Source organism: Radiobacillus deserti (genome assembly GCF_007301515.1).
Taxonomy (GTDB): domain Bacteria; phylum Bacillota; class Bacilli; order Bacillales; family Amphibacillaceae; genus Radiobacillus; species Radiobacillus deserti.
Window position 1 is genome coordinate 2,465,861 of record NZ_CP041666.1, and the last position, 17,288, is coordinate 2,483,148.

Here is a 17,288-nt window from a genome sequence, read left to right on the forward strand (position 1 = left end):
TTGGTAAAATCACCAATAAGAAAGGTCATAAAGGGGGAATTTTGAAATGAAGATTGTTTCGATTGAACCGACACCAAGTCCCCATTCGATGAAAATAAATTTAGACAAATCCTTACCGGATGGGAAAAGTGTTAACTATAAATTGGATGACTCATTAGAACAAGCACCTTCTTTCATCAAACAGCTCATGAAGATAGAAGGCGTAAAGGGCATTTATCACGTTACAGATTTTCTTGCCTTAGAACGTCAACCGAAAGTCGCATGGGAATCTATTCTTCCTGCTGTAAGAAATGTGTTTGGTCAAGCAGAAGAAATGGTTTCTACTCCTATCGATAAACATCAAGCAGAAGACCCATACAAAGAAATTAAGGTGCTTATCCAAATGTACCGGGATATTCCGATTCAAATAAAGCTTCAAGAAGGCGAAGAAGAGCATAGAGTTGGATTACCTAGTGAATTTATGGATGCTGTTATGAAGGCCTCCGCTGATTCACCCGCTTTTGTAATGGAACGTAAATGGGTAGAACAAAGCACTCGTTACGGTACGATTGAAGAGATAGGTAAAGAGGTGCTAGAAGAAATTCTAGCTAGTTATGATTCAGAGCGTCTACATGTCCTTGTTCAACAAGCTATACAGGAAGAACCTGTTGAAGTGGCTCAATCATCCGAAACTGTATCCAGTTTGTTACAAGCTTTAGATAATACGGATTGGAAAATACGATATGCTGCCTTAGACAAAATGGAACCGTCCTTTGAAACATTGCCAGTTCTAGAAAAAGCCTTACAAGATGAAAAGGCATCCATCCGTAGACTAGCAACTGCTTATCTCGGAATGATTGAGGAACCAGAAGTACTTCCATATTTATACAAAGCGCTTCGAGATAAAGTAGTAACTGTCAGAAGAACAGCTGGTGACTGCTTGTCTGACTTGGGGTTTAAGGAAGCAATGCCTCATATGATACAATCGTTAAGAGACTCTAATCGTATTGTACGTTGGAGAGCCGCCATGTATTTATTTGAAATTGGGGATGAAACGGCGCTGGATGCATTGAAAGAAGCCGCAGATGATCCAGAATTCGAAGTTCGCATGCAAATAAAACTCGCCATTGAACGGATAGAAGGCGGAGAGGAAGCAAAAGGCTCCGTGTGGCATCAAATGACACAAGCAACAAAAAACAAGTCTTAAGAAAAGGGGTAAACGATAAGATGAATGCATATGAACAATATATGAAAGAAGTTTCACAACCAATGAGAGATGAGCTTATCCATGCTGGCTTTGAAGAGTTAACGACACCAGAGGCTGTCGATAACTTTATAGGAGAAACAAAAGGAACATCTCTTGTTGTTGTAAATTCGGTATGTGGCTGTGCAGCAGGTTTAGCACGACCAGCCATTCGAGAATCCTTATCGAATGAAAAGAAACCTGAACAACTCGTAACCGTGTTTGCTGGTCAAGATCGAGAGGCAACAGCAAGAATGCGTGATTATTTTGAAGGAATTGAACCATCCTCTCCATCAGTAGCACTTTTAAAGGATGGGCAAGTTGTACATTTTGTGCCAAGAGAGGATATTGAAGATCACGATATAGAAGAAATCGTTGCAAACCTTACAAACGCTTATAATGAATATTGCTAAGAAAAACGGATGGCAAAAACCTAGCCATCCGTTTACTTATGATACAAACTGTTCGGAATAGGACGTAAGAAAATACGGAAGTAGTCTTTCCTTCTCTTCTTGTAAATAGGAACAAATTTGTTGACCTAAAGGAGCAGGAAACACTCTTTTCCCACAAAGAGCACAGGTTGCTTTCGAGTGAAACAGGTGTTTTATGTTGATTGCTATGTAATCCGTATTCTTTCCAACTAACATATGGTATTGTTGTCCACTTATTTCAAACCGTATGTTATACCCGCTATATTCAGTAGATTTTGAAATAGCTACTTGTTGAATCATTAAATCAAGTGGATTCTCCATGTAGTCTCTCTCCTTTACGTGTTCCCCTTATTTTACCGCTTACCAATTAATAAGAAAAGAATTCAAATTTGAATAAAATAAAAAGCTGAAAGGTATGACCCCTCCAGCCTTAAGAGACAATTTATCTTTTATGCGCTCTTGCGTCAGCAGCTTTCGAGCGAGCTTGCGCTTCTATATCCTCGTGGTCAGCTAATTCTCTTGAGAACTCCACGTCAATACCATCTGTTGTTTTCTCGTACTTTGGCGTTTGTGCTAGTTTGTTTCTGCTTTTGCCTTTATGATCATCTCTACCCATTTTAAAACACCCCTTTTCTTCATGTTCTTCCTTAGATTTTCCGTTCCGAAGGATTTCATTCCTAACAAAATGTGTCTATGACTACTCCGATGTTTAAAGGAAAAATGCACCTTCTAATCCTGAATATGCTGCATTTGTGTCTTTTCTATGAATAAAAAGCGGACGTTTCTTGAACTCTTTTTGACAAGGCTGTGAAGGTGGGTTTTTTGTATCTTAGCAGGTGGTATTATGGCAAATGAACGCGAAATTATCATTACACTACTTTGAAGTGCAAGTGGAAGGGAGTCAGAACATGAGATTTATTAAATACATTATCCCTCTCGTTCTGTTATTAGCTGTCCTGACTGGATGCGAAACCAATATGGTCGTGCTTGATCCACAAGGACCAGTTGCAAAAACACAAGCAAATTTAATTATATTTTCCATGATTATGATGGCTGTTGTTGTCATCGTTGTGTTTGCTTTATTTGCATACATCGTTTGGAAATATCGTGAAAAACCAGAAAACATGGATAAAGAACCGGAAGAAGAAGAAGGCAGTAAAGCATTAGAAATAACTTGGTTTGTGATTCCAGTTATTATTGTTGCTATTCTTTCTGTTCCAACTGTTATGGCTACGTATGACCTAGAAGATATTCCAGAGGCATATGACCATGAAGAACCATTAGTGATTCATGTTACTTCTGCGGATTGGAAATGGATTTTCAGTTATCCTGAACAAGGGATTGAAACAGTGAACTATTTAAATATTCCAGAAGATACTCCAGTACTCTTCAAGCTGACTTCTACCGGTACGATGCAATCCTTTTGGGTTCCTGCATTAGGTGGTCAGAAATATACGATGGCAAATATGGAAACAAAGCTTTATTTAGTTGCTGAAAATCCTGGAACGTACCTTGGAAGAAATACAAACTTCAACGGAAAAGGCTATGCTCACATGGACTTTGAAGTAGAATCCCAAACAAGTGAAGATTTCAACAAATGGGTTCAAGAAGTAAAAGAAACAGCTCCTACTTTAACAAAAGAAAAATATGTAGAAATCGTACAACCAGGACAAGTTGGAAGAATGACGTTTAACGACACTCATTTACAATGGTTCCAACACTCAAATCATCATTCAGAATTGCTAACAGACCCAGAAGATTATGAAATTAATCACGGAGCTTCTGAGGAACATCCGGAAGAGCACCATTCTGAAGATATGGAAGAAGAAATGAACCACGAGCATGATCATGGTTCATCAGAAGATGAACAGGGAGGCGAATCTGAATGAGTCTAGATAAATTACTAGTAGACGGGGGACCACTGATTCTTGGTTCTCAAATCGCGATTGGCCTAACGATTGTTTCCATTCTTTTCCTCGTTACCTACCTTAAGAAGTGGAAGTATCTATGGAAAGAATGGTTTACGACAGTGGACCATAAGAAAATTGGTATTATGTATATTCTAGCTGGTGTCGTGATGTTTTTCCGTGGTGGTGTGGATGGCCTGTTGATGAAAGCCCAAACGGCTCGTCCAAACATGGAATTCTTAGATGCACAACACTATGATGAGATTTTTACGACTCATGGTGTTATCATGATTCTATTTATGGCTATGCCATTGTTAATTGGAATTATGAACGTTGTTGTTCCTTTACAAATAGGAGCACGTGACGTAGCATTCCCTAAATTAAATGCGTTAAGCTTTTGGCTATTCTTCGCGGGAGCTATGTTATTTAACATCTCCTTTGTTGTAGGTGGATCCCCTGATGCAGGTTGGACTTCTTACTTCCCATTAGCAGGAAAAGAGTTTACACCTGGCGTTGGGAATAACTATTATGCTATCGCCTTACAAATTGCTGGTATTGGTACACTTGCTACCGGGATTAACTTTATCGTTACCATTCTAAAAATGCGTGCACCTGGTATGGGACTTATGAAAATGCCGATGTTTACATGGACTTCTTTTATTACGTCTATTATTATCGTTGCTGCATTCCCTATATTCACTGTTGCTCTTGCATTTATGACATTAGATCGTTTATTAGGCACGCACTTCTTTACCGTAGCAGCAGGTGGAGACCCAATGCTTTGGCTAAACCTATTCTGGCTATGGGGACACCCTGAGGTTTATATTGTAATCCTACCTGCCTTTGGAATGTTCTCAGAAGTTATTGCAACATTTGCAAGAAAAAATCTATACGGATACAAATCCATGGTGGCTTCCATTGTGGGAATTGCTTTCCTAAGTATGCTTGTGTGGGTTCACCACTTCTATACGATGGGATCTGGGCCTGCGGTTAACTCTGTTTTCTCTATTACAACGATGATGATTGCGATACCTACTGGGGTCAAAATCTTTAACTGGTTGTTCACGATGAGAAAAGGTCGTATTAAATTCACGAATGCTATGCTTTGGTCTCTTGCCTTTGTTCCATGTTTCACGATCGGTGGTGTAACAGGAGTAATGCTAGCGATGGCTGCAGCCGATTATCAATACCATAATACAATGTTCTTAGTGGCTCACTTCCACTACGTGTTGATTCCAGGTGTTGTATTTGCCGTATTTGCTGGACTTTACTACTGGTGGCCAAAAATGTTTGGCTTCGCCCTAAACGAGAAAATCGGAAAATGGCATTTCTGGCTATTTGTTATCGGGTTTAATATGACATTTATGCCAATGTTCTTTGTTGGACTAAAAGGTATGTCTCGTCGTATGTACACGTATTCCGAAGGACTTGGTTGGGAAGGTCTATTAGGCTTCTCAGCAGTTGGAGCGTTAGTATTAGCTGCTGGATTTGCGGCGCTATGCTACAACATTTACTGGAGCTTCCGCTACGCATCAAGAGATGTCGGAAACGATCCATGGGATGCTCGTACGCTGGAATGGGCAACAGCATCACCAGCTCCACATTATAACTTTGCAAAAACACCGGAAGTTTCATCTCTAGATGAATACTGGGTCATGAAAAAAGAAGGTAGAACGAATCTCAAGAAAGAAGAAATCACGGAAATTCACATGCCTAGCAACGCTTGGTCTCCATTCTTTATGTGCGTGGCCTTTGGAGTAGTTGGCTTCTTCCTCGTATTTGAATGGTTTACCCTAGCTGCTATCTCAGCTGTTGCTATTGTGATTGGACTTATTGCCAATTCATTTGACTATGATGAAGGCTATCATGTTTCCGTTGAAGAGGTAGAAGAAACGGAACGTAAATGGAGAGGTGAACTGAAATGAGTGCACATACTCAATCGACCGGACCATTAGAATATCGTGGACTACAAAATCAAATGAATATTTTAGGGTTTTGGATTTTTCTTGGAGCAGAGATTGTTCTCTTCTCCACCCTTTTCGCCTCTTATTTCGTACTTGAAATGAATACAGCAGGTGGACCGACGCAAGAAGAACTATTCAAAATCAAAGACGTTATGATTGAAACCATGCTTCTATTAACAAGTAGTTTTACTTGTGGATTAGCTATTCACCAAATGCGTGAGAATAAACTTAAAGGCTTAATCAGCTGGATGATTGTAACGCTACTTCTTGGATTAGGGTTTATTTATATGGAGGTTACAGAGTTCATCCATTACGTTCATGAAGGAGCGACTATTCAAACAAGTGGATTCCTATCTGCCTTCTTTACTTTGTTAGGAACACACGGACTACACGTTTCACTTGGAATTGGTTGGATTATCCTTCTATTAATCCAATTAGCGCGTCGTGGCTTAACACCTGTGACAGCTAGAAAAACCTTTATTGCCAGTCTTTATTGGCACTTCCTAGATGTTGTTTGGATCTTCATCTTTACATTCGTCTATCTAAAAGGGATGGTGATGTAAGATGGCAAAAGAGCATAAAAGTTCCGTTTGGAATCATATTATAGGGTTTATATTATCTGTTGTGTTAACGTTTATTGCAGCATTTATCGCTTTACAAACAGATTTCTCCTCTAACATTAAAATGTGGATTATTGGAACCCTCGCTATATTACAAGCAGGTATTCAATTATTCATGTTCATGCACATTACGGAGAAATCTGGAACGGTTAATATTATTAATATTGCATATAGTGTATTTCTTGCTTTGGTTATTGTGTTCGGATCTATCTGGGTCCTTACATCTGGCCATGCAGCACACTAAAAGAAAGCATGGGATGAGTATCCCATGCTTCTTCTTTATCCTTCTGTTCCATCCTTAATCCATACTTCTCCATCTTTATATGTCATTTCCTCTGGGTATCGTAAGTCTATCACTTCATCCTGTACTTGTTGTGAAGGCTCTTTCGTTAATAACGACACGACGATATTGGCAACTATTGCTGCAGATGCGCCAAAAACACCTGCTCCTGTATCGACAATTCCTAGGATTGTAAACCCACCATACTTCGCAGCGAAAATGTAAGCTAAAGATACGGATAGACCAGTAACCATACCGGCAATAACACCAGGCCCATTAGACCGCTTCCACCAAACTCCTAATAATAAGGCTGGGAAAAACGAACCTGAAGCTAATGCGAAAGCCCATGCCACGATTTGAGTAATCGCACCCGGTGGATTCAATGCTACTAATCCTGCTACTACAGTCGCAATGACAATCGACCAACGACCCACCGCTAATCGTTTTTCTTCACTAGCATGCGGGTTGATGGACCGATAATAAATGTCATGAGATAGAGCTGCTGAGATGGATATCATAAGTCCTCCAGCAGTCGATAGTGCGGCCGCCATCGCCCCTGCAGCCATTAACCCAATGACAAATATACCTAAATTAGCGATTTCTGGTGTGGCCATAACTACGATATCCTTACTTATAACAATCTCAGCCCATTGGAGAACACCGTCCCCGTTTTGGTCCGCAACGGATAGCTGTCCTGTATCTACCCAAGCAGTCGTCCACGCAGGTAAGTTATTAATAGGAGAGCCTGCAACTTGATCCATTAAGATGAATCGTGAGAAGGCCGCATAAGCTGGTGCAGATAAATAAAGAAGCCCGATAAATAATAATGCCCATGCCCCACTCCATCGTGCTGCTTTCATCGTAGCAACTGTATAAAAACGAACAATAACGTGAGGTAACCCCGCCGTCCCTGCCATCAACGTGAACATTAACGCTAAAAACTGCCATTTCGTATTTTCCGTAAATGGCACGACATATTCGGTAATACCTAGTGCTTGATCAAGTTCTCTTAACTCACCGATTACTTGACCATAAGAAAGCCAAGGCATTGGATTACTTGTTAGTTGTAGAGACATAAAAATAACAGGGATGAGGTACGCGATGATAAGTACGAGGTATTGCGCAACTTGAGTCCATGTGATTCCTTTCATGCCACCTAATGCAGAGTAAAAAGCAATTAATATAACGCCGATCATAGTCCCTACAGCAACATCTACTTCTAATAAGCGCCCAATTACCACACCAGACCCAGATAATTGTCCAATAGAATAAGTGAAGCTAATAATAATGGTAGCAACTGCAGCAATCAACCTTGCTGTATTACTTTGATAACGGTCCCCAATAAATTCTGGTACTGTGTAACGTCCATATTTACGGAGCTGAGGTGCTAACAAGAATGTCAATAGTAAATAACCACCAGTCCATCCCATAATGTAGGCAAGGCCATCATACCCCATGATCATAATGGTACCAGCCATCCCAATGAAGGATGCGGCACTCATCCAGTCCGCTCCGATGGCCATTCCATTAAACACTGCAGGTACACTTCTACCCGCTACATAAAAATCAGATGTTTGACGTGCTTTATTGAATAATGCAATTCCAATATATAGACCAAAAGTTGCTAATATAAGTCCGAATGATACTAAAAACTGTGCATCCATTATCCTTACATCCCCCTTACCTTATTGGTCTAACGTGTTCCCACTAGACAGATTTGTTTTCTTATCCGAATGAATCCCGAATTTTTGGTCAATCTTATCATTAACGAAAGCGTTTACAAACAAAAGAATAATAAATGTCAGAACGGCTCCTTGTGCCCCCATATAATAATGCAATGGAAACCCATTGAAAGTAATGGAAGATAAGTCCCGTGCAAAGAACACGACTAAATAAGAAACACAAACGCCAATCGCTAAATAAATAACAATTAGTGTTGTTCGTAATCGGAAGTAAGCGTCTGCTACTTTTTTCTCCACTTTTCTCATTTTTAGAACTCCTCCTTCTTCTAATTTGGTACATCACCCGCGGATATCAAAAATAAATCGGACCGTTTCCATAAAAGGTAATGGTACCATTATAATCTTGACGAGCATAAACATAAGAATAGATCCTAAAGGAATCAGCAAATATGCCATCCTCTTTTGCTTCACTCCAATGAATACCGATAACACGGTAATAATGCCCATCAAAAGTACCCAAACCATACATTCACCTCCTCTCCAAATGTAAGCGTTAACATTTAAAGGATTTAAAACACTCCCTACCCAGGGAGTGAATTGAAAGAATTTATACAATTTTTAGATTATTATAGATTGGTTGGAAATGTCAACCTAAAATGTGAGGGATAGGTAAATATACTTATTCTAATTATTAATGGCTGGATTTCTTTGGGATAGTTGATATTTACCTTTTTACTGGGTGTTTTAGAGTGAAAAGAAAATAGTAAATCTTATAAATGTCCTGCATTAATACAAAATTACTGTAACTCCCTACTTTCATCTATTATGATAAATATAGTTAAAATATTTACACGAGAGGTGAACACCTTGCGAACACTGCTTATTGATATGGATTCTGTTATATGTGACTTAATGACCGAATGGCATCGACGTTATAATGAAGATTATCAAGACGACTTGCATGTTGGGAAATTATCCACATGGCAATCTGAGCAATTTGTAAAGCCAGAATGTGGAGTCAAAATCTATGACTATTTAAAAGAACCTGGATTATTTCTCAAACTAAAGCCACTCCCGCATGCAATAGAAGTCCTTGAAAGACTGAATGGCCAATTTGATATTCTGATTGTAACCAGTAGTGTATCTACTGCATTTCAGGAAAAGGAGCAATGGGTGGAAAAGCACCTACCGTTTATCGGGAAGCATAACATAATATTCTCTCATCGAAAAAACATGATTGTTGGGGATTTATTATTTGATGATGCGCCACACAATTTGGAAAGCTTTCATTTAACGGGGAGATTAGCTGTGGCTATGGACTATCCGTATAATCATGATGTAGAGGTTCCCCGTGTTCAAAACTGGTTAGATTTCGAGCAATTTGTACTGAATCTAGATTGGAAGAGAAGGAGAACGTCTATGAAACATGCTGATGTGATTATTGTCGGTGGTGGCCCCGCCGGTATCTCTGCAGCAATTTGGTGTGATCGACTTGGACTTGATTATTATGTAATCGAACAAGCAGAAGAACTCGGTGGGCAATTACCTAGTATCGAAAACGCGTTTATTGATTATCCTGGTATTTTAACAAGGAATGGAAAAGAACTACAAGAGCATTTTCTAGATCATATCAGACAGTCTGAAATCCGATATGCACTCCGAACCAAACTAATCGAAATCAATGAAGTGGATCACATTATCACCATCAAACATGAAGAGATACAAGAAAAGATGTCCTATGCATTTCTCATCGTGGCAGCTGGGTCAGCGCAAAGAACATTAGGAGTTCCTGGTGAACAAGCGATGTGGGATCGAGATGAAATATATTCAGCTACAAAGGACAGCCCAAAATTCAAAGAGAAACACGTGGCAGTGATTGGTGGCGGAGACCGAGCCCTAGAAGGAGCGCTTTTACTGGCCAAAGCGGGTGCATACGTCCACCTTATCCATCGTTCCAAACATTTTCGAGCAAGAAATCCATTTCTTCTAGAAGCAAGAAAACAAAAGAACATCACTATATATACTAATACATACGTAACAAGTATTAATGGAGAACATCATGTGTCCGCTATTGATTTAGATACGTTGGACGATAAACCATTCACTCTTCAAGTGGAGGCTGTTTTTGTTCGAGTCGGGGTACAACCGAACAGTCACGAATTAAAAGGAGTAGTTGCCTTAGACGAGGCTGGATATGTCCAAACGAATGAAATAGGTTTAACCACGAATCCCTCCATTCTCGCTATCGGGGGATATACGAACGGCCCCCTTATATTCAAGTGTGTCCACAGCAGTTGGGCATGGAGCAGTTGTTGCCAAGTATATATCTAGTCAGTTAAAAACGACTTAATAAAAACAGACTGGGTGATTGCTTTCAATCATCCAGTTTTCTTTCTCACCTAGACCAATCCATTTACAGAACCTATCCAGTATAACGCTTTCAACAAAAAATTCATAATACTGCAATAAATTACCCATTTACAATACGATAAACGGTGTTAACATGAGGATAAGAATAGCTTTTTTCTAATTATCTTGATACATTTCGCACCTATAGGAGTGATTTAAATTGCAAACAATCTCCCCTCGACCATCCGATGCATCTGAATTATCAGTCGAACTACTTACTTTACTTAAAAGTATTGGAATAAAGAAAACGGTCAATCCAAATACGTATATCTTTCAAGAAGGTATGGAAGCTAATGAAATATACCTTATTAAGTCTGGCTTAGTGCAAATTGGCAAAGTGGGATCTGACGGGAAAGAACTTACATTAAGAATAGGTGCTAGAGACGACATTATTGGAGAGTTAACACTGTTTACAGATGACGCAAACTATATGGTAGGGGCCTATGCTATTACAGATAGTGAAGTGTTAGCAATTAGCAAGGATACGTTAGAAAAAGAACTTATTAAGAGCGGACCTTTAACGTTTGAGTTCATGAAATGGATTAGTCTTCACTTAAGAAAACTACAGTCCAAAATTAGAGATCTAATTTTAAATGGGAAAAAGGGAGCTCTCTATTCCACTCTTATTCGCTTGACCAATAGTTATGGGATCCAACAGTCCGACGGTTCCATTTTAATAGACATTGTTCTCACCAATCAAGAAATCGCAAACTTTTGTGCTTCAGCTAGAGAAAGCATTAATCGAATGCTGAGCGACTTAAGAAAACAAAAGGTGATTTCTATTCAAGCTGATAATAAAATTGTTATTCATGATTTAGAATTCCTCCGAAACGAGATTGACTGTGAGAATTGCCCTTTAAATATATGTAATATCGATTAACCATAGGCTACTTCATGAAGTAGCCTATGGTTTCATTTATAAACACTTGCTTGAAATATACAAAATATGGTTGACATTATCTGATAATAATGGTTTATTGGAAGGGAAACTACATATAGGAAGTCCACTAGGGGCGCCATTAAGATGGCTGAGATAAGGAGGAGCTACTCCTTGGTCCCTTTGAACCTGAACTGGTTAGTACCAGCGGAGGAAAGTGGAGTCGGGAACCTTAATGGCAAAAGCTTGTCATATCTTGTTTTGGTATGGATATCATAAAATCTAACCCATTACTACGTTTATTAAAACCGCTCCAGTTTTCATGGAGCGGTTTTTTTATTTCTTGGAAGGGTAGCCCCGACCTACTTGGACTTTCTTTTTATTAATAAGGAGGAGTTCAGTTATGTTGTTTTCAGAAAAGCTTAGGAAAGAAGCTGACGAAATCTATCAAGGTATATTTCGTCACCCATTCGTCGAAGGACTTGGAAAAGGAGATTTAGATCCTGAATCTATCATTCATTATGTAAAAGCAGACTTTGAGTACTTAAATGCCTTTATGAATATTTATGGGTTAGCGATTGCAAAATCGACCCGAAGAGAAGATATGGCCTACTTCCATGAACAAATTGCTTTTGTATTGAATGGAGAAATACACCCACACAATAATTTATGCCGTGTCGCTGGAGTCGCCTACGATGATCTAAAGGGATTCCCGCTCCCCCCAACCGCAGATCACTATGTCAGTCATATGAAAAGCACTGCTTTAACAGGAAGTATGGGAGAAATATTAGCCGCTCTGTTACCCTGCCCTTGGACCTACTATGAAATAGGGAAATATTTAATGGAGACGGTACAACCAAAACCAGATCATCCATTTTATGAGTGGATTACCTTTTATGCGGAGGATGAAGTTGGCCAAATAACAAATGAATTACGCCGTCGATTAGATACTTGGGCTAAAGGGGTCGGTCCTGATGAACTAGAAAAGGCGAAAGTCGCGTTTTTGAAAAGCTGTCAATTAGAATATCGATTTTGGGATATGGCAATCACAAAAGAAATATGGCCGTTTTCTGTGGAGCAAGAGGTGACTACGTCATGACCTCATCCATTCCACTGGCTTTAACGATTGCTGGAACAGATCCAACCGGCGGAGCAGGTATTCAAGCCGATCTAAAAACCTTTCAAGAAAGAGAAGTTTATGGAATGAGCGTCATTACGTCCGTTGTTGCCCAGAATACGCTTGGAGTCCAAGACGTCCATCACATACCACTATCATTTATCGAACAGCAAATTAAATCTGTATTTGAGGATGTAGCTCCTCATGCTGTAAAAACCGGCATGATTGCAACACCTGAAATGATGGATATAATTGCCGATTCGTTAAAACGTGCATCCCTTCCCTATGTATTGGACCCTGTAATGGTTGCAAAAAGTGGGCATGTGCTAATGGAAGCCTCGTCCCAAAAAATTATTCAGAACACGTTGGTGCCTTTGGCAACGATTGTGACACCTAATATACCGGAAGCAGAAATTCTAGTAAACTTTAAAATTAACAATCTTGATGATGCTCAAAAAGCAGCTAGAGTCCTTGTAGAAGAGCTAGGAGCACAAGCAGCCGTTGTGAAAGGTGGCCACTTACGAGGAGAAGCAATCGATGTTTTATACCACGAGGATTCTTTTTACACCTTCCCTACTGCTCGAAGAAATACAAAACATACGCATGGCACTGGCTGTACGTTTTCGGCCGTTATAACAGCCGAATTAGCTAAACAAAGATCTATTGTAGAAGCCGTGTCTACAGCTAAAAAGTATATAACAGATGCCATTCAATTCCCCTTAAATATCGGACACGGCAACGGTCCTACTAACCATTGGGGACATCGATTAAAAGATACACCAAGTAAGAGAGAGGAGAATGAACATGTCTAACCTATCTACTTATATTGAACGTGTCCGGGAAAGACAGCCACTTATTCATAATATAACGAATCAAGTGGTTATTAACTTTACAGCAAACGGGTTGTACGCGCTCGGTGCTGCACCAGTCATGACAAATGCGATTGAAGAGGCAGCGGATATGGCTTCTAATGCTGATGGACTTCTATTAAACATTGGCACATTGTCGTCTCCTCAAGTAGAGGCAATGATTCAAGCAGGTCATGCAGCAAATCAACGTAACATTCCAGTTATTCTTGATCCCGTAGGAGCAGGTGCGACTACCTTCCGAACAGAAGCTGCTCGTAGAATTTTGGATAATGTGAACGTATCGCTAATACGTGGAAACGCTGGTGAAATAGGTTCTCTAGCAGGGTTGGATGTAAAAGTGCGGGGAGTTGATTCAGAAGGTTTTCATGATTTTGGAGACATAGCCATTCATGCAGCAAAGCAGTTACAAATACCGGTAGCTGTTACAGGAGAAAAGGATGTTATAACGGATGGTAAACAAACGTTTATCGTGGAAAATGGTCATTCCCTCTTAACCAAAGTGACGGGAGCTGGTTGCCTGTTAAGCTCCGTAACTACTGCATTTATCGCATGTGGAACAGATATCTTGGAATCCACAGCAGCTGCCATAAGCTTTTATGGAGTGGTTGCCGAGGTTGCTGCCGAAAATAATCCGGGGCCAGGTAGCTTTCAAATGGCTTTCTTAGATGCCTTGCACCAAGTGGATGTCGATACCTTTCTTGAAAAAATGAAAGTTATCTTTTCAAAAGAGGAGATAAAATGAATCCTTCCCTTTTAAAGCTATACTTTATCATGGGCAGCAACAACTGCATAAAAGACCCTCTTGAAGTCTTGGAAGAAGCTCTAAAAGCAGGTATTACCCTATTTCAATTTCGAGAAAAAGGCAAAGGTGCAAAACAAAAAGAGGACAAGAAAGAGCTCGCACAAAAAATGAAGGCATTATGTAGATCCTATAAAGTACCATTTCTCGTGAATGATGATATCCAGCTTGCTTTGGAAATTGAAGCAGATGGCATCCACGTTGGACAAGATGATGAACACATATCCGTTGTTCGTGCACAGTGTCCATCCGACTGGATTATAGGAGTTTCCGCAACAAATGTAACAGAAGCTGTTCAGGCCAAAAGAGATGGTGCTGATTATATAGGAGTTGGGCCAATCTTTTCTACAACGACAAAGGAGGATGCAAAAAAACCAATGGGGTTATCTGGGTTAATAACAGTGCGAAAGAGTGTTGGCAAATCAATACCCATTGTGGCAATTGGTGGAATACAATTCTCACACATTAAAGACATACTTCAAGCTGGAGCTGACGGGATATCTATAATTTCAGCCATTAGCCAATCAAGGTCGCCCTTCCAATCTACCTTGCTATTGAAACAAGAGCTCGACCTTTATACCCGCTAGAGTTTTAACCAAAGATAAGCCAAAAAAGGAAACCCTGCTAGTTCCACAACTGGCGGGGTTTCCTTTTTTGGCTAATTCGTGTAACCATTAAAATATAGAACGGAATCATCAGTATTGTAAAAATGTACAATAAGTTCAAGTTTATTCTATGCAATTCATCCATTTATGATACTATAAATATAGAAATAGGAATAAATTCATTCGAAAAGTTTACTTCTAGATATAATGGATATAGAAAAAGTAAAACTATAATGAAACTTAGGTGGGAATCTTTTGGTATTGCGTGAAATATCTACAGAATCTCTTGTCGAAATGCTCCGCACACTAGTCCGTTATTCAAAATCGTCCGACTTTACAAAGAGTTTAGATCTTGCTCTTCTAAAAAAACAAATTGAAGATGAACTTGAAGGACGTGGTATTCCATTGGAAGACACTAAATGAATAGGAAAATTTAAGCCCCCCTTCTACCTTATATAAAAATGCTATTCATACTTTTTCTGCTGTAAATGGGATGGTTTCTTTATCTATCAAGCTCTTATTACACTGTCATGTAGAAACTTTGATTTTCACTAACATTTGAACGTTAAATCACTCTTTGTTTCGGTGTGCCCTAGCTATCTTGATAACGTTAACTTAACTCTCTTCAACCCCAATATTACCAAAGAGTCCTATGATTAATGATTATCTCTTACTCGATAATCGTCTATAACAGAAGCAAAAGCGTACTTTGTCAGACAAAGTACGCTTTTTTTAGTATCTCGGTAATATTAAAATCTCCACTCTTCGATTTCGTGCTCTTCCTTCACTTGTATCATTAGAAGCAATTGGTTCATATTCACCAAATCCTTTTGCACTAAACCACTCTGGATTCAATTGATCATTTTTTAGAATGATTTTCATAAAGTTAACAGCTCGCATTACACTAAGCTCCCAATTGGATGAAAAGTCAGAGTTTTGAATTGGTACGTTATCTGTATGCCCACTAATAATAATATTACGTGGTGGATTGATAACAAGAAGCTGAGATATTTCTCGTGCAATTTCTAAATCCTGTGTTCTTACATCTGCATTCCCAGACGCAAACAACACATTATCCCGAATAGTCACAAGTAGACCTTCATCCGTCAAAGACGTTTCTAATTGAGCAGTTAAATTATTCTTTTGAATATAAGAATTAATCTTAGCTTGAATTTCCTCCAGTTCTTTTTGGTCCTGCTTTTTCGCTTCCTCGTCCGGAGATTCTTCTTCCTCAGGTGTCTCTTCCTTCTTTTCCTCTTGTTCATCTAAAGATGTTGCTTCAGGATCTTCTTTAGGACTTGGGTTTTCCATGATACCCGTTCCACTTGTAAATTCTTTTTGAAACACTTCTGACAATGTTTCATACTTTTTTGCATCTATCTCACTCATTGAATATAATACGAGAAACAATGCTAACAAAAGCGTCATAAGATCCGCATACGGGATAAGCCAGGATTCATCAACATGCTCTTCATGATGCTTTTTTTTGCCTTTTTTACTCATCTGCGGTCACTCCACTTCCTTCAGTGATTTTTTTCCGCTCACCCGTTGGCAAATATGAAGCTAATTTTTGCTCAATGACTTTTGGAGACTCCCCTTCCATAATAGATAAGACGCCTTCAATCATCATGTATTTTAATTGAGCTTCTTGCTTAGACTTACGCTTTAGCTTGTTGGCAAAAGGGTGCCATAAAACGTATCCAGTAAAAATACCTAGTAAAGTTGCAACAAATGCAGCACTAATGGCATGACCTAATCCCTCTTGGTCTTGCATATTTCCGAGTGCGGCAATAAGACCAATAACAGCCCCCAAAACCCCAAGCGTTGGAGCATACGTTCCTGCCTGAGTAAAAATACCAGCACCCGCCTGATGTCTCTCCTCCATTGCTTCGATTTCTTCAGATAAAACATCTCGAATATAATCCGCATTTTGCCCATCAATCGCCAATGTGAGTCCGTTTTTTAAGAACTCGTCTTCTACTTCAGCTGCTTTCGGTTCAAGAGCAAGCAATCCTTCTTTTCTAGAAAGCTGTGCCCATTCTGAAAATTGCTTAATAAGTACTACAGGATCCGCAATTTTTTGATTTTTGAAGAGGATTCCAAATAGCTTTGGAACTTTCTTTAATTCACTCATCGGGAATGCAATCGTAACGGCTGCTACTGTTCCTAATACGATAATCATCCATGCTGCCGGATTGATAAGAACAGTTGGAGGTACACCTTTAAAGACCATCCCGACTCCTACCGCGATAATTCCTAATATTAAACCAACTAATGAAGCTATATCCATGTCGTTTCACCCATTCTCTCTATAAACTTAATTACTACACGTTTAATGTTCGATACTATTTATTTCGTCATATTTTCCGATTTTTCAATAGAAAACGTCAATTTTTTCGATAAAATCTATTATTATTCTTCTGTACATATTGTAGAAAACGTTATCAAAAAATCGAACTTATAGAACGAAACGTTTCTCTAACATATTCGTAAAACGATAAGTAGG

19 protein-coding genes and 1 riboswitch are annotated in these 17,288 nt (G+C 39.3%); of the genes, 12 read left to right on the forward strand and 7 right to left on the reverse strand.

Features of this window, described 5'->3' with window-relative positions; all coding sequences use genetic code 11:
- Positions 1-46 precede the first annotated feature (46 nt).
- Together FN924_RS13060 and FN924_RS13065 are read left to right on the forward strand one after the other, a co-directional pair.
- Positions 47-1,186, forward strand: coding sequence for a conserved virulence factor C family protein (locus FN924_RS13060; protein WP_143895183.1), 1,140 nt, complete (start codon positions 47-49; stop codon positions 1,184-1,186).
- A gap of 20 nt (positions 1,187-1,206) precedes the next feature.
- Positions 1,207-1,635, forward strand: coding sequence for a BrxA/BrxB family bacilliredoxin (locus FN924_RS13065; RefSeq protein WP_143897217.1), 429 nt, complete (start codon positions 1,207-1,209; stop codon positions 1,633-1,635).
- A gap of 36 nt (positions 1,636-1,671) precedes the next feature.
- On the opposite strand, the gene FN924_RS13070 is transcribed toward FN924_RS13065, so the two are convergent.
- Entirely contained in the window at positions 1,672-1,974 is a 303-nt protein-coding gene (locus FN924_RS13070; RefSeq protein ID WP_143895185.1) for a hypothetical protein, read from the reverse strand.
- 121 nt (positions 1,975-2,095) lie between these two features.
- Positions 2,096-2,269, reverse strand: a complete 174-nt coding sequence (locus FN924_RS13075) for a YfhD family protein (RefSeq protein ID WP_143895187.1) — start codon at positions 2,267-2,269, stop codon at positions 2,096-2,098.
- Positions 2,270-2,561: 292 nt separating this feature from the next.
- Between FN924_RS13075 and qoxA the strand changes: the two genes are divergently transcribed.
- The 4 genes from qoxA to qoxD are packed head-to-tail and all read left to right on the forward strand — an operon-like array spanning position 2,562 to position 6,388.
- Entirely contained in the window at positions 2,562-3,542 is a 981-nt protein-coding gene (qoxA, locus tag FN924_RS13080) for a cytochrome aa3 quinol oxidase subunit II (protein ID WP_143897218.1), read from the forward strand.
- Complete coding sequence (gene qoxB / locus FN924_RS13085) at positions 3,539-5,485, forward strand: cytochrome aa3 quinol oxidase subunit I (RefSeq protein WP_143895189.1); 1,947 nt, start codon at positions 3,539-3,541, stop codon at positions 5,483-5,485. The genes qoxA and qoxB overlap by 4 nt, the downstream gene beginning before the upstream one ends.
- A complete protein-coding gene (gene qoxC / locus FN924_RS13090; RefSeq protein WP_143895191.1) occupies positions 5,482-6,087 on the forward strand; it encodes a cytochrome aa3 quinol oxidase subunit III in 606 nt (201 codons plus the stop codon). Before qoxB ends, qoxC begins: the two co-directional genes overlap by 4 nt.
- A 1-nt stretch (position 6,088) precedes the next feature.
- Entirely contained in the window at positions 6,089-6,388 is a 300-nt protein-coding gene (qoxD, locus tag FN924_RS13095; RefSeq protein ID WP_143895193.1) for a cytochrome aa3 quinol oxidase subunit IV, read from the forward strand.
- A 35-nt stretch (positions 6,389-6,423) separates the two neighbouring features.
- Here qoxD and FN924_RS13100 read toward each other — a convergent pair whose 3' ends face one another.
- Genes FN924_RS13100 through FN924_RS13110 form a run of 3 tightly spaced genes read right to left on the reverse strand, consistent with a single transcriptional unit; the run spans position 6,424 to position 8,631 of the window.
- Entirely contained in the window at positions 6,424-8,088 is a 1,665-nt protein-coding gene (locus tag FN924_RS13100; RefSeq protein WP_143895195.1) for a sodium:solute symporter family protein, read from the reverse strand.
- 21 nt (positions 8,089-8,109) lie between these two features.
- The gene (locus FN924_RS13105; RefSeq protein WP_143895197.1) at positions 8,110-8,412 is read right to left on the reverse strand and encodes a DUF4212 domain-containing protein; all 303 of its coding nucleotides are present in this window, start codon (positions 8,410-8,412) and stop codon (positions 8,110-8,112) included.
- A gap of 33 nt (positions 8,413-8,445) precedes the next feature.
- Positions 8,446-8,631, reverse strand: coding sequence for a hypothetical protein (locus tag FN924_RS13110; protein ID WP_143895199.1), 186 nt, complete (start codon positions 8,629-8,631; stop codon positions 8,446-8,448).
- A 342-nt stretch (positions 8,632-8,973) separates the two neighbouring features.
- Here FN924_RS13110 and FN924_RS18900 point away from each other — a divergent pair, with 342 nt between their 5' ends.
- The 6 genes from FN924_RS18900 (at position 8,974) to thiE (ending at position 14,764) form a co-directional block, all read left to right on the forward strand.
- The gene (locus FN924_RS18900) at positions 8,974-10,437 is read left to right on the forward strand and encodes a 5' nucleotidase, NT5C type (RefSeq protein ID WP_158634003.1); all 1,464 of its coding nucleotides are present in this window, start codon (positions 8,974-8,976) and stop codon (positions 10,435-10,437) included.
- A gap of 238 nt (positions 10,438-10,675) precedes the next feature.
- A complete protein-coding gene (locus FN924_RS13120) occupies positions 10,676-11,395 on the forward strand; it encodes a Crp/Fnr family transcriptional regulator (protein ID WP_143895201.1) in 720 nt (239 codons plus the stop codon).
- 119 nt (positions 11,396-11,514) lie between these two features.
- Positions 11,515-11,625, forward strand: a riboswitch (TPP riboswitch).
- Between the two features lie 170 nt (positions 11,626-11,795).
- Positions 11,796-12,491: a thiaminase II gene (gene tenA, locus FN924_RS13125; RefSeq protein WP_143895203.1), complete on the forward strand. Its 696-nt coding sequence runs from the start codon at positions 11,796-11,798 to the stop codon at positions 12,489-12,491.
- Complete coding sequence (thiD, locus tag FN924_RS13130) at positions 12,488-13,321, forward strand: bifunctional hydroxymethylpyrimidine kinase/phosphomethylpyrimidine kinase (RefSeq protein ID WP_143895205.1); 834 nt, start codon at positions 12,488-12,490, stop codon at positions 13,319-13,321. The genes tenA and thiD overlap by 4 nt, the downstream gene beginning before the upstream one ends.
- Entirely contained in the window at positions 13,308-14,120 is an 813-nt protein-coding gene (gene thiM / locus FN924_RS13135) for a hydroxyethylthiazole kinase (protein WP_143895207.1), read from the forward strand. The genes thiD and thiM overlap by 14 nt, the downstream gene beginning before the upstream one ends.
- Positions 14,117-14,764 carry a thiamine phosphate synthase gene (gene thiE / locus FN924_RS13140; RefSeq protein ID WP_143895209.1) on the forward strand — a complete coding sequence of 216 codons (648 nt, stop codon included), beginning with the start codon at positions 14,117-14,119 and terminating at the stop codon, positions 14,762-14,764. Before thiM ends, thiE begins: the two co-directional genes overlap by 4 nt.
- A 750-nt stretch (positions 14,765-15,514) precedes the next feature.
- Here the strand turns inward: thiE and motB are convergent.
- Entirely contained in the window at positions 15,515-16,285 is a 771-nt protein-coding gene (gene motB / locus FN924_RS13145; protein ID WP_143895211.1) for a flagellar motor protein MotB, read from the reverse strand.
- Entirely contained in the window at positions 16,278-17,072 is a 795-nt protein-coding gene (gene motA, locus FN924_RS13150) for a flagellar motor stator protein MotA (protein ID WP_143895213.1), read from the reverse strand. Before motA ends, motB begins: the two co-directional genes overlap by 8 nt.
- Positions 17,073-17,288: the final 216 nt, after the last annotated feature.

What these genes read in the sequence shown, in the direction of transcription:
- FN924_RS13110 (WP_143895199.1), bottom strand. Translation starts at nt 8,631, where the DNA reads ATGGTTTGGGTACTTTTGATGGGCATTATTACCGTGTTATCGGTATTC.
- thiD (WP_143895205.1), top strand. Translation starts at nt 12,488, where the DNA reads ATGACCTCATCCATTCCACTGGCTTTAACGATTGCTGGAACAGATCCA.
- FN924_RS13105 (WP_143895197.1), bottom strand. Translation starts at nt 8,412, where the DNA reads ATGAGAAAAGTGGAGAAAAAAGTAGCAGACGCTTACTTCCGATTACGA.
- FN924_RS13060 (WP_143895183.1), top strand. Translation starts at nt 47, where the DNA reads ATGAAGATTGTTTCGATTGAACCGACACCAAGTCCCCATTCGATGAAA.
- FN924_RS13100 (WP_143895195.1), bottom strand. Translation starts at nt 8,088, where the DNA reads ATGGATGCACAGTTTTTAGTATCATTCGGACTTATATTAGCAACTTTT.
- thiM (WP_143895207.1), top strand. Translation starts at nt 13,308, where the DNA reads ATGAACATGTCTAACCTATCTACTTATATTGAACGTGTCCGGGAAAGA.
- FN924_RS13075 (WP_143895187.1), bottom strand. Translation starts at nt 2,269, where the DNA reads ATGGGTAGAGATGATCATAAAGGCAAAAGCAGAAACAAACTAGCACAA.
- thiE (WP_143895209.1), top strand. Translation starts at nt 14,117, where the DNA reads ATGAATCCTTCCCTTTTAAAGCTATACTTTATCATGGGCAGCAACAAC.
- FN924_RS13065 (WP_143897217.1), top strand. Translation starts at nt 1,207, where the DNA reads ATGAATGCATATGAACAATATATGAAAGAAGTTTCACAACCAATGAGA.
- FN924_RS13070 (WP_143895185.1), bottom strand. Translation starts at nt 1,974, where the DNA reads ATGGAGAATCCACTTGATTTAATGATTCAACAAGTAGCTATTTCAAAA.
- qoxA (WP_143897218.1), top strand. Translation starts at nt 2,562, where the DNA reads ATGAGATTTATTAAATACATTATCCCTCTCGTTCTGTTATTAGCTGTC.
- qoxB (WP_143895189.1), top strand. Translation starts at nt 3,539, where the DNA reads ATGAGTCTAGATAAATTACTAGTAGACGGGGGACCACTGATTCTTGGT.
- motB (WP_143895211.1), bottom strand. Translation starts at nt 16,285, where the DNA reads ATGAGTAAAAAAGGCAAAAAAAAGCATCATGAAGAGCATGTTGATGAA.
- qoxD (WP_143895193.1), top strand. Translation starts at nt 6,089, where the DNA reads ATGGCAAAAGAGCATAAAAGTTCCGTTTGGAATCATATTATAGGGTTT.
- tenA (WP_143895203.1), top strand. Translation starts at nt 11,796, where the DNA reads ATGTTGTTTTCAGAAAAGCTTAGGAAAGAAGCTGACGAAATCTATCAA.
- motA (WP_143895213.1), bottom strand. Translation starts at nt 17,072, where the DNA reads ATGGATATAGCTTCATTAGTTGGTTTAATATTAGGAATTATCGCGGTA.
- qoxC (WP_143895191.1), top strand. Translation starts at nt 5,482, where the DNA reads ATGAGTGCACATACTCAATCGACCGGACCATTAGAATATCGTGGACTA.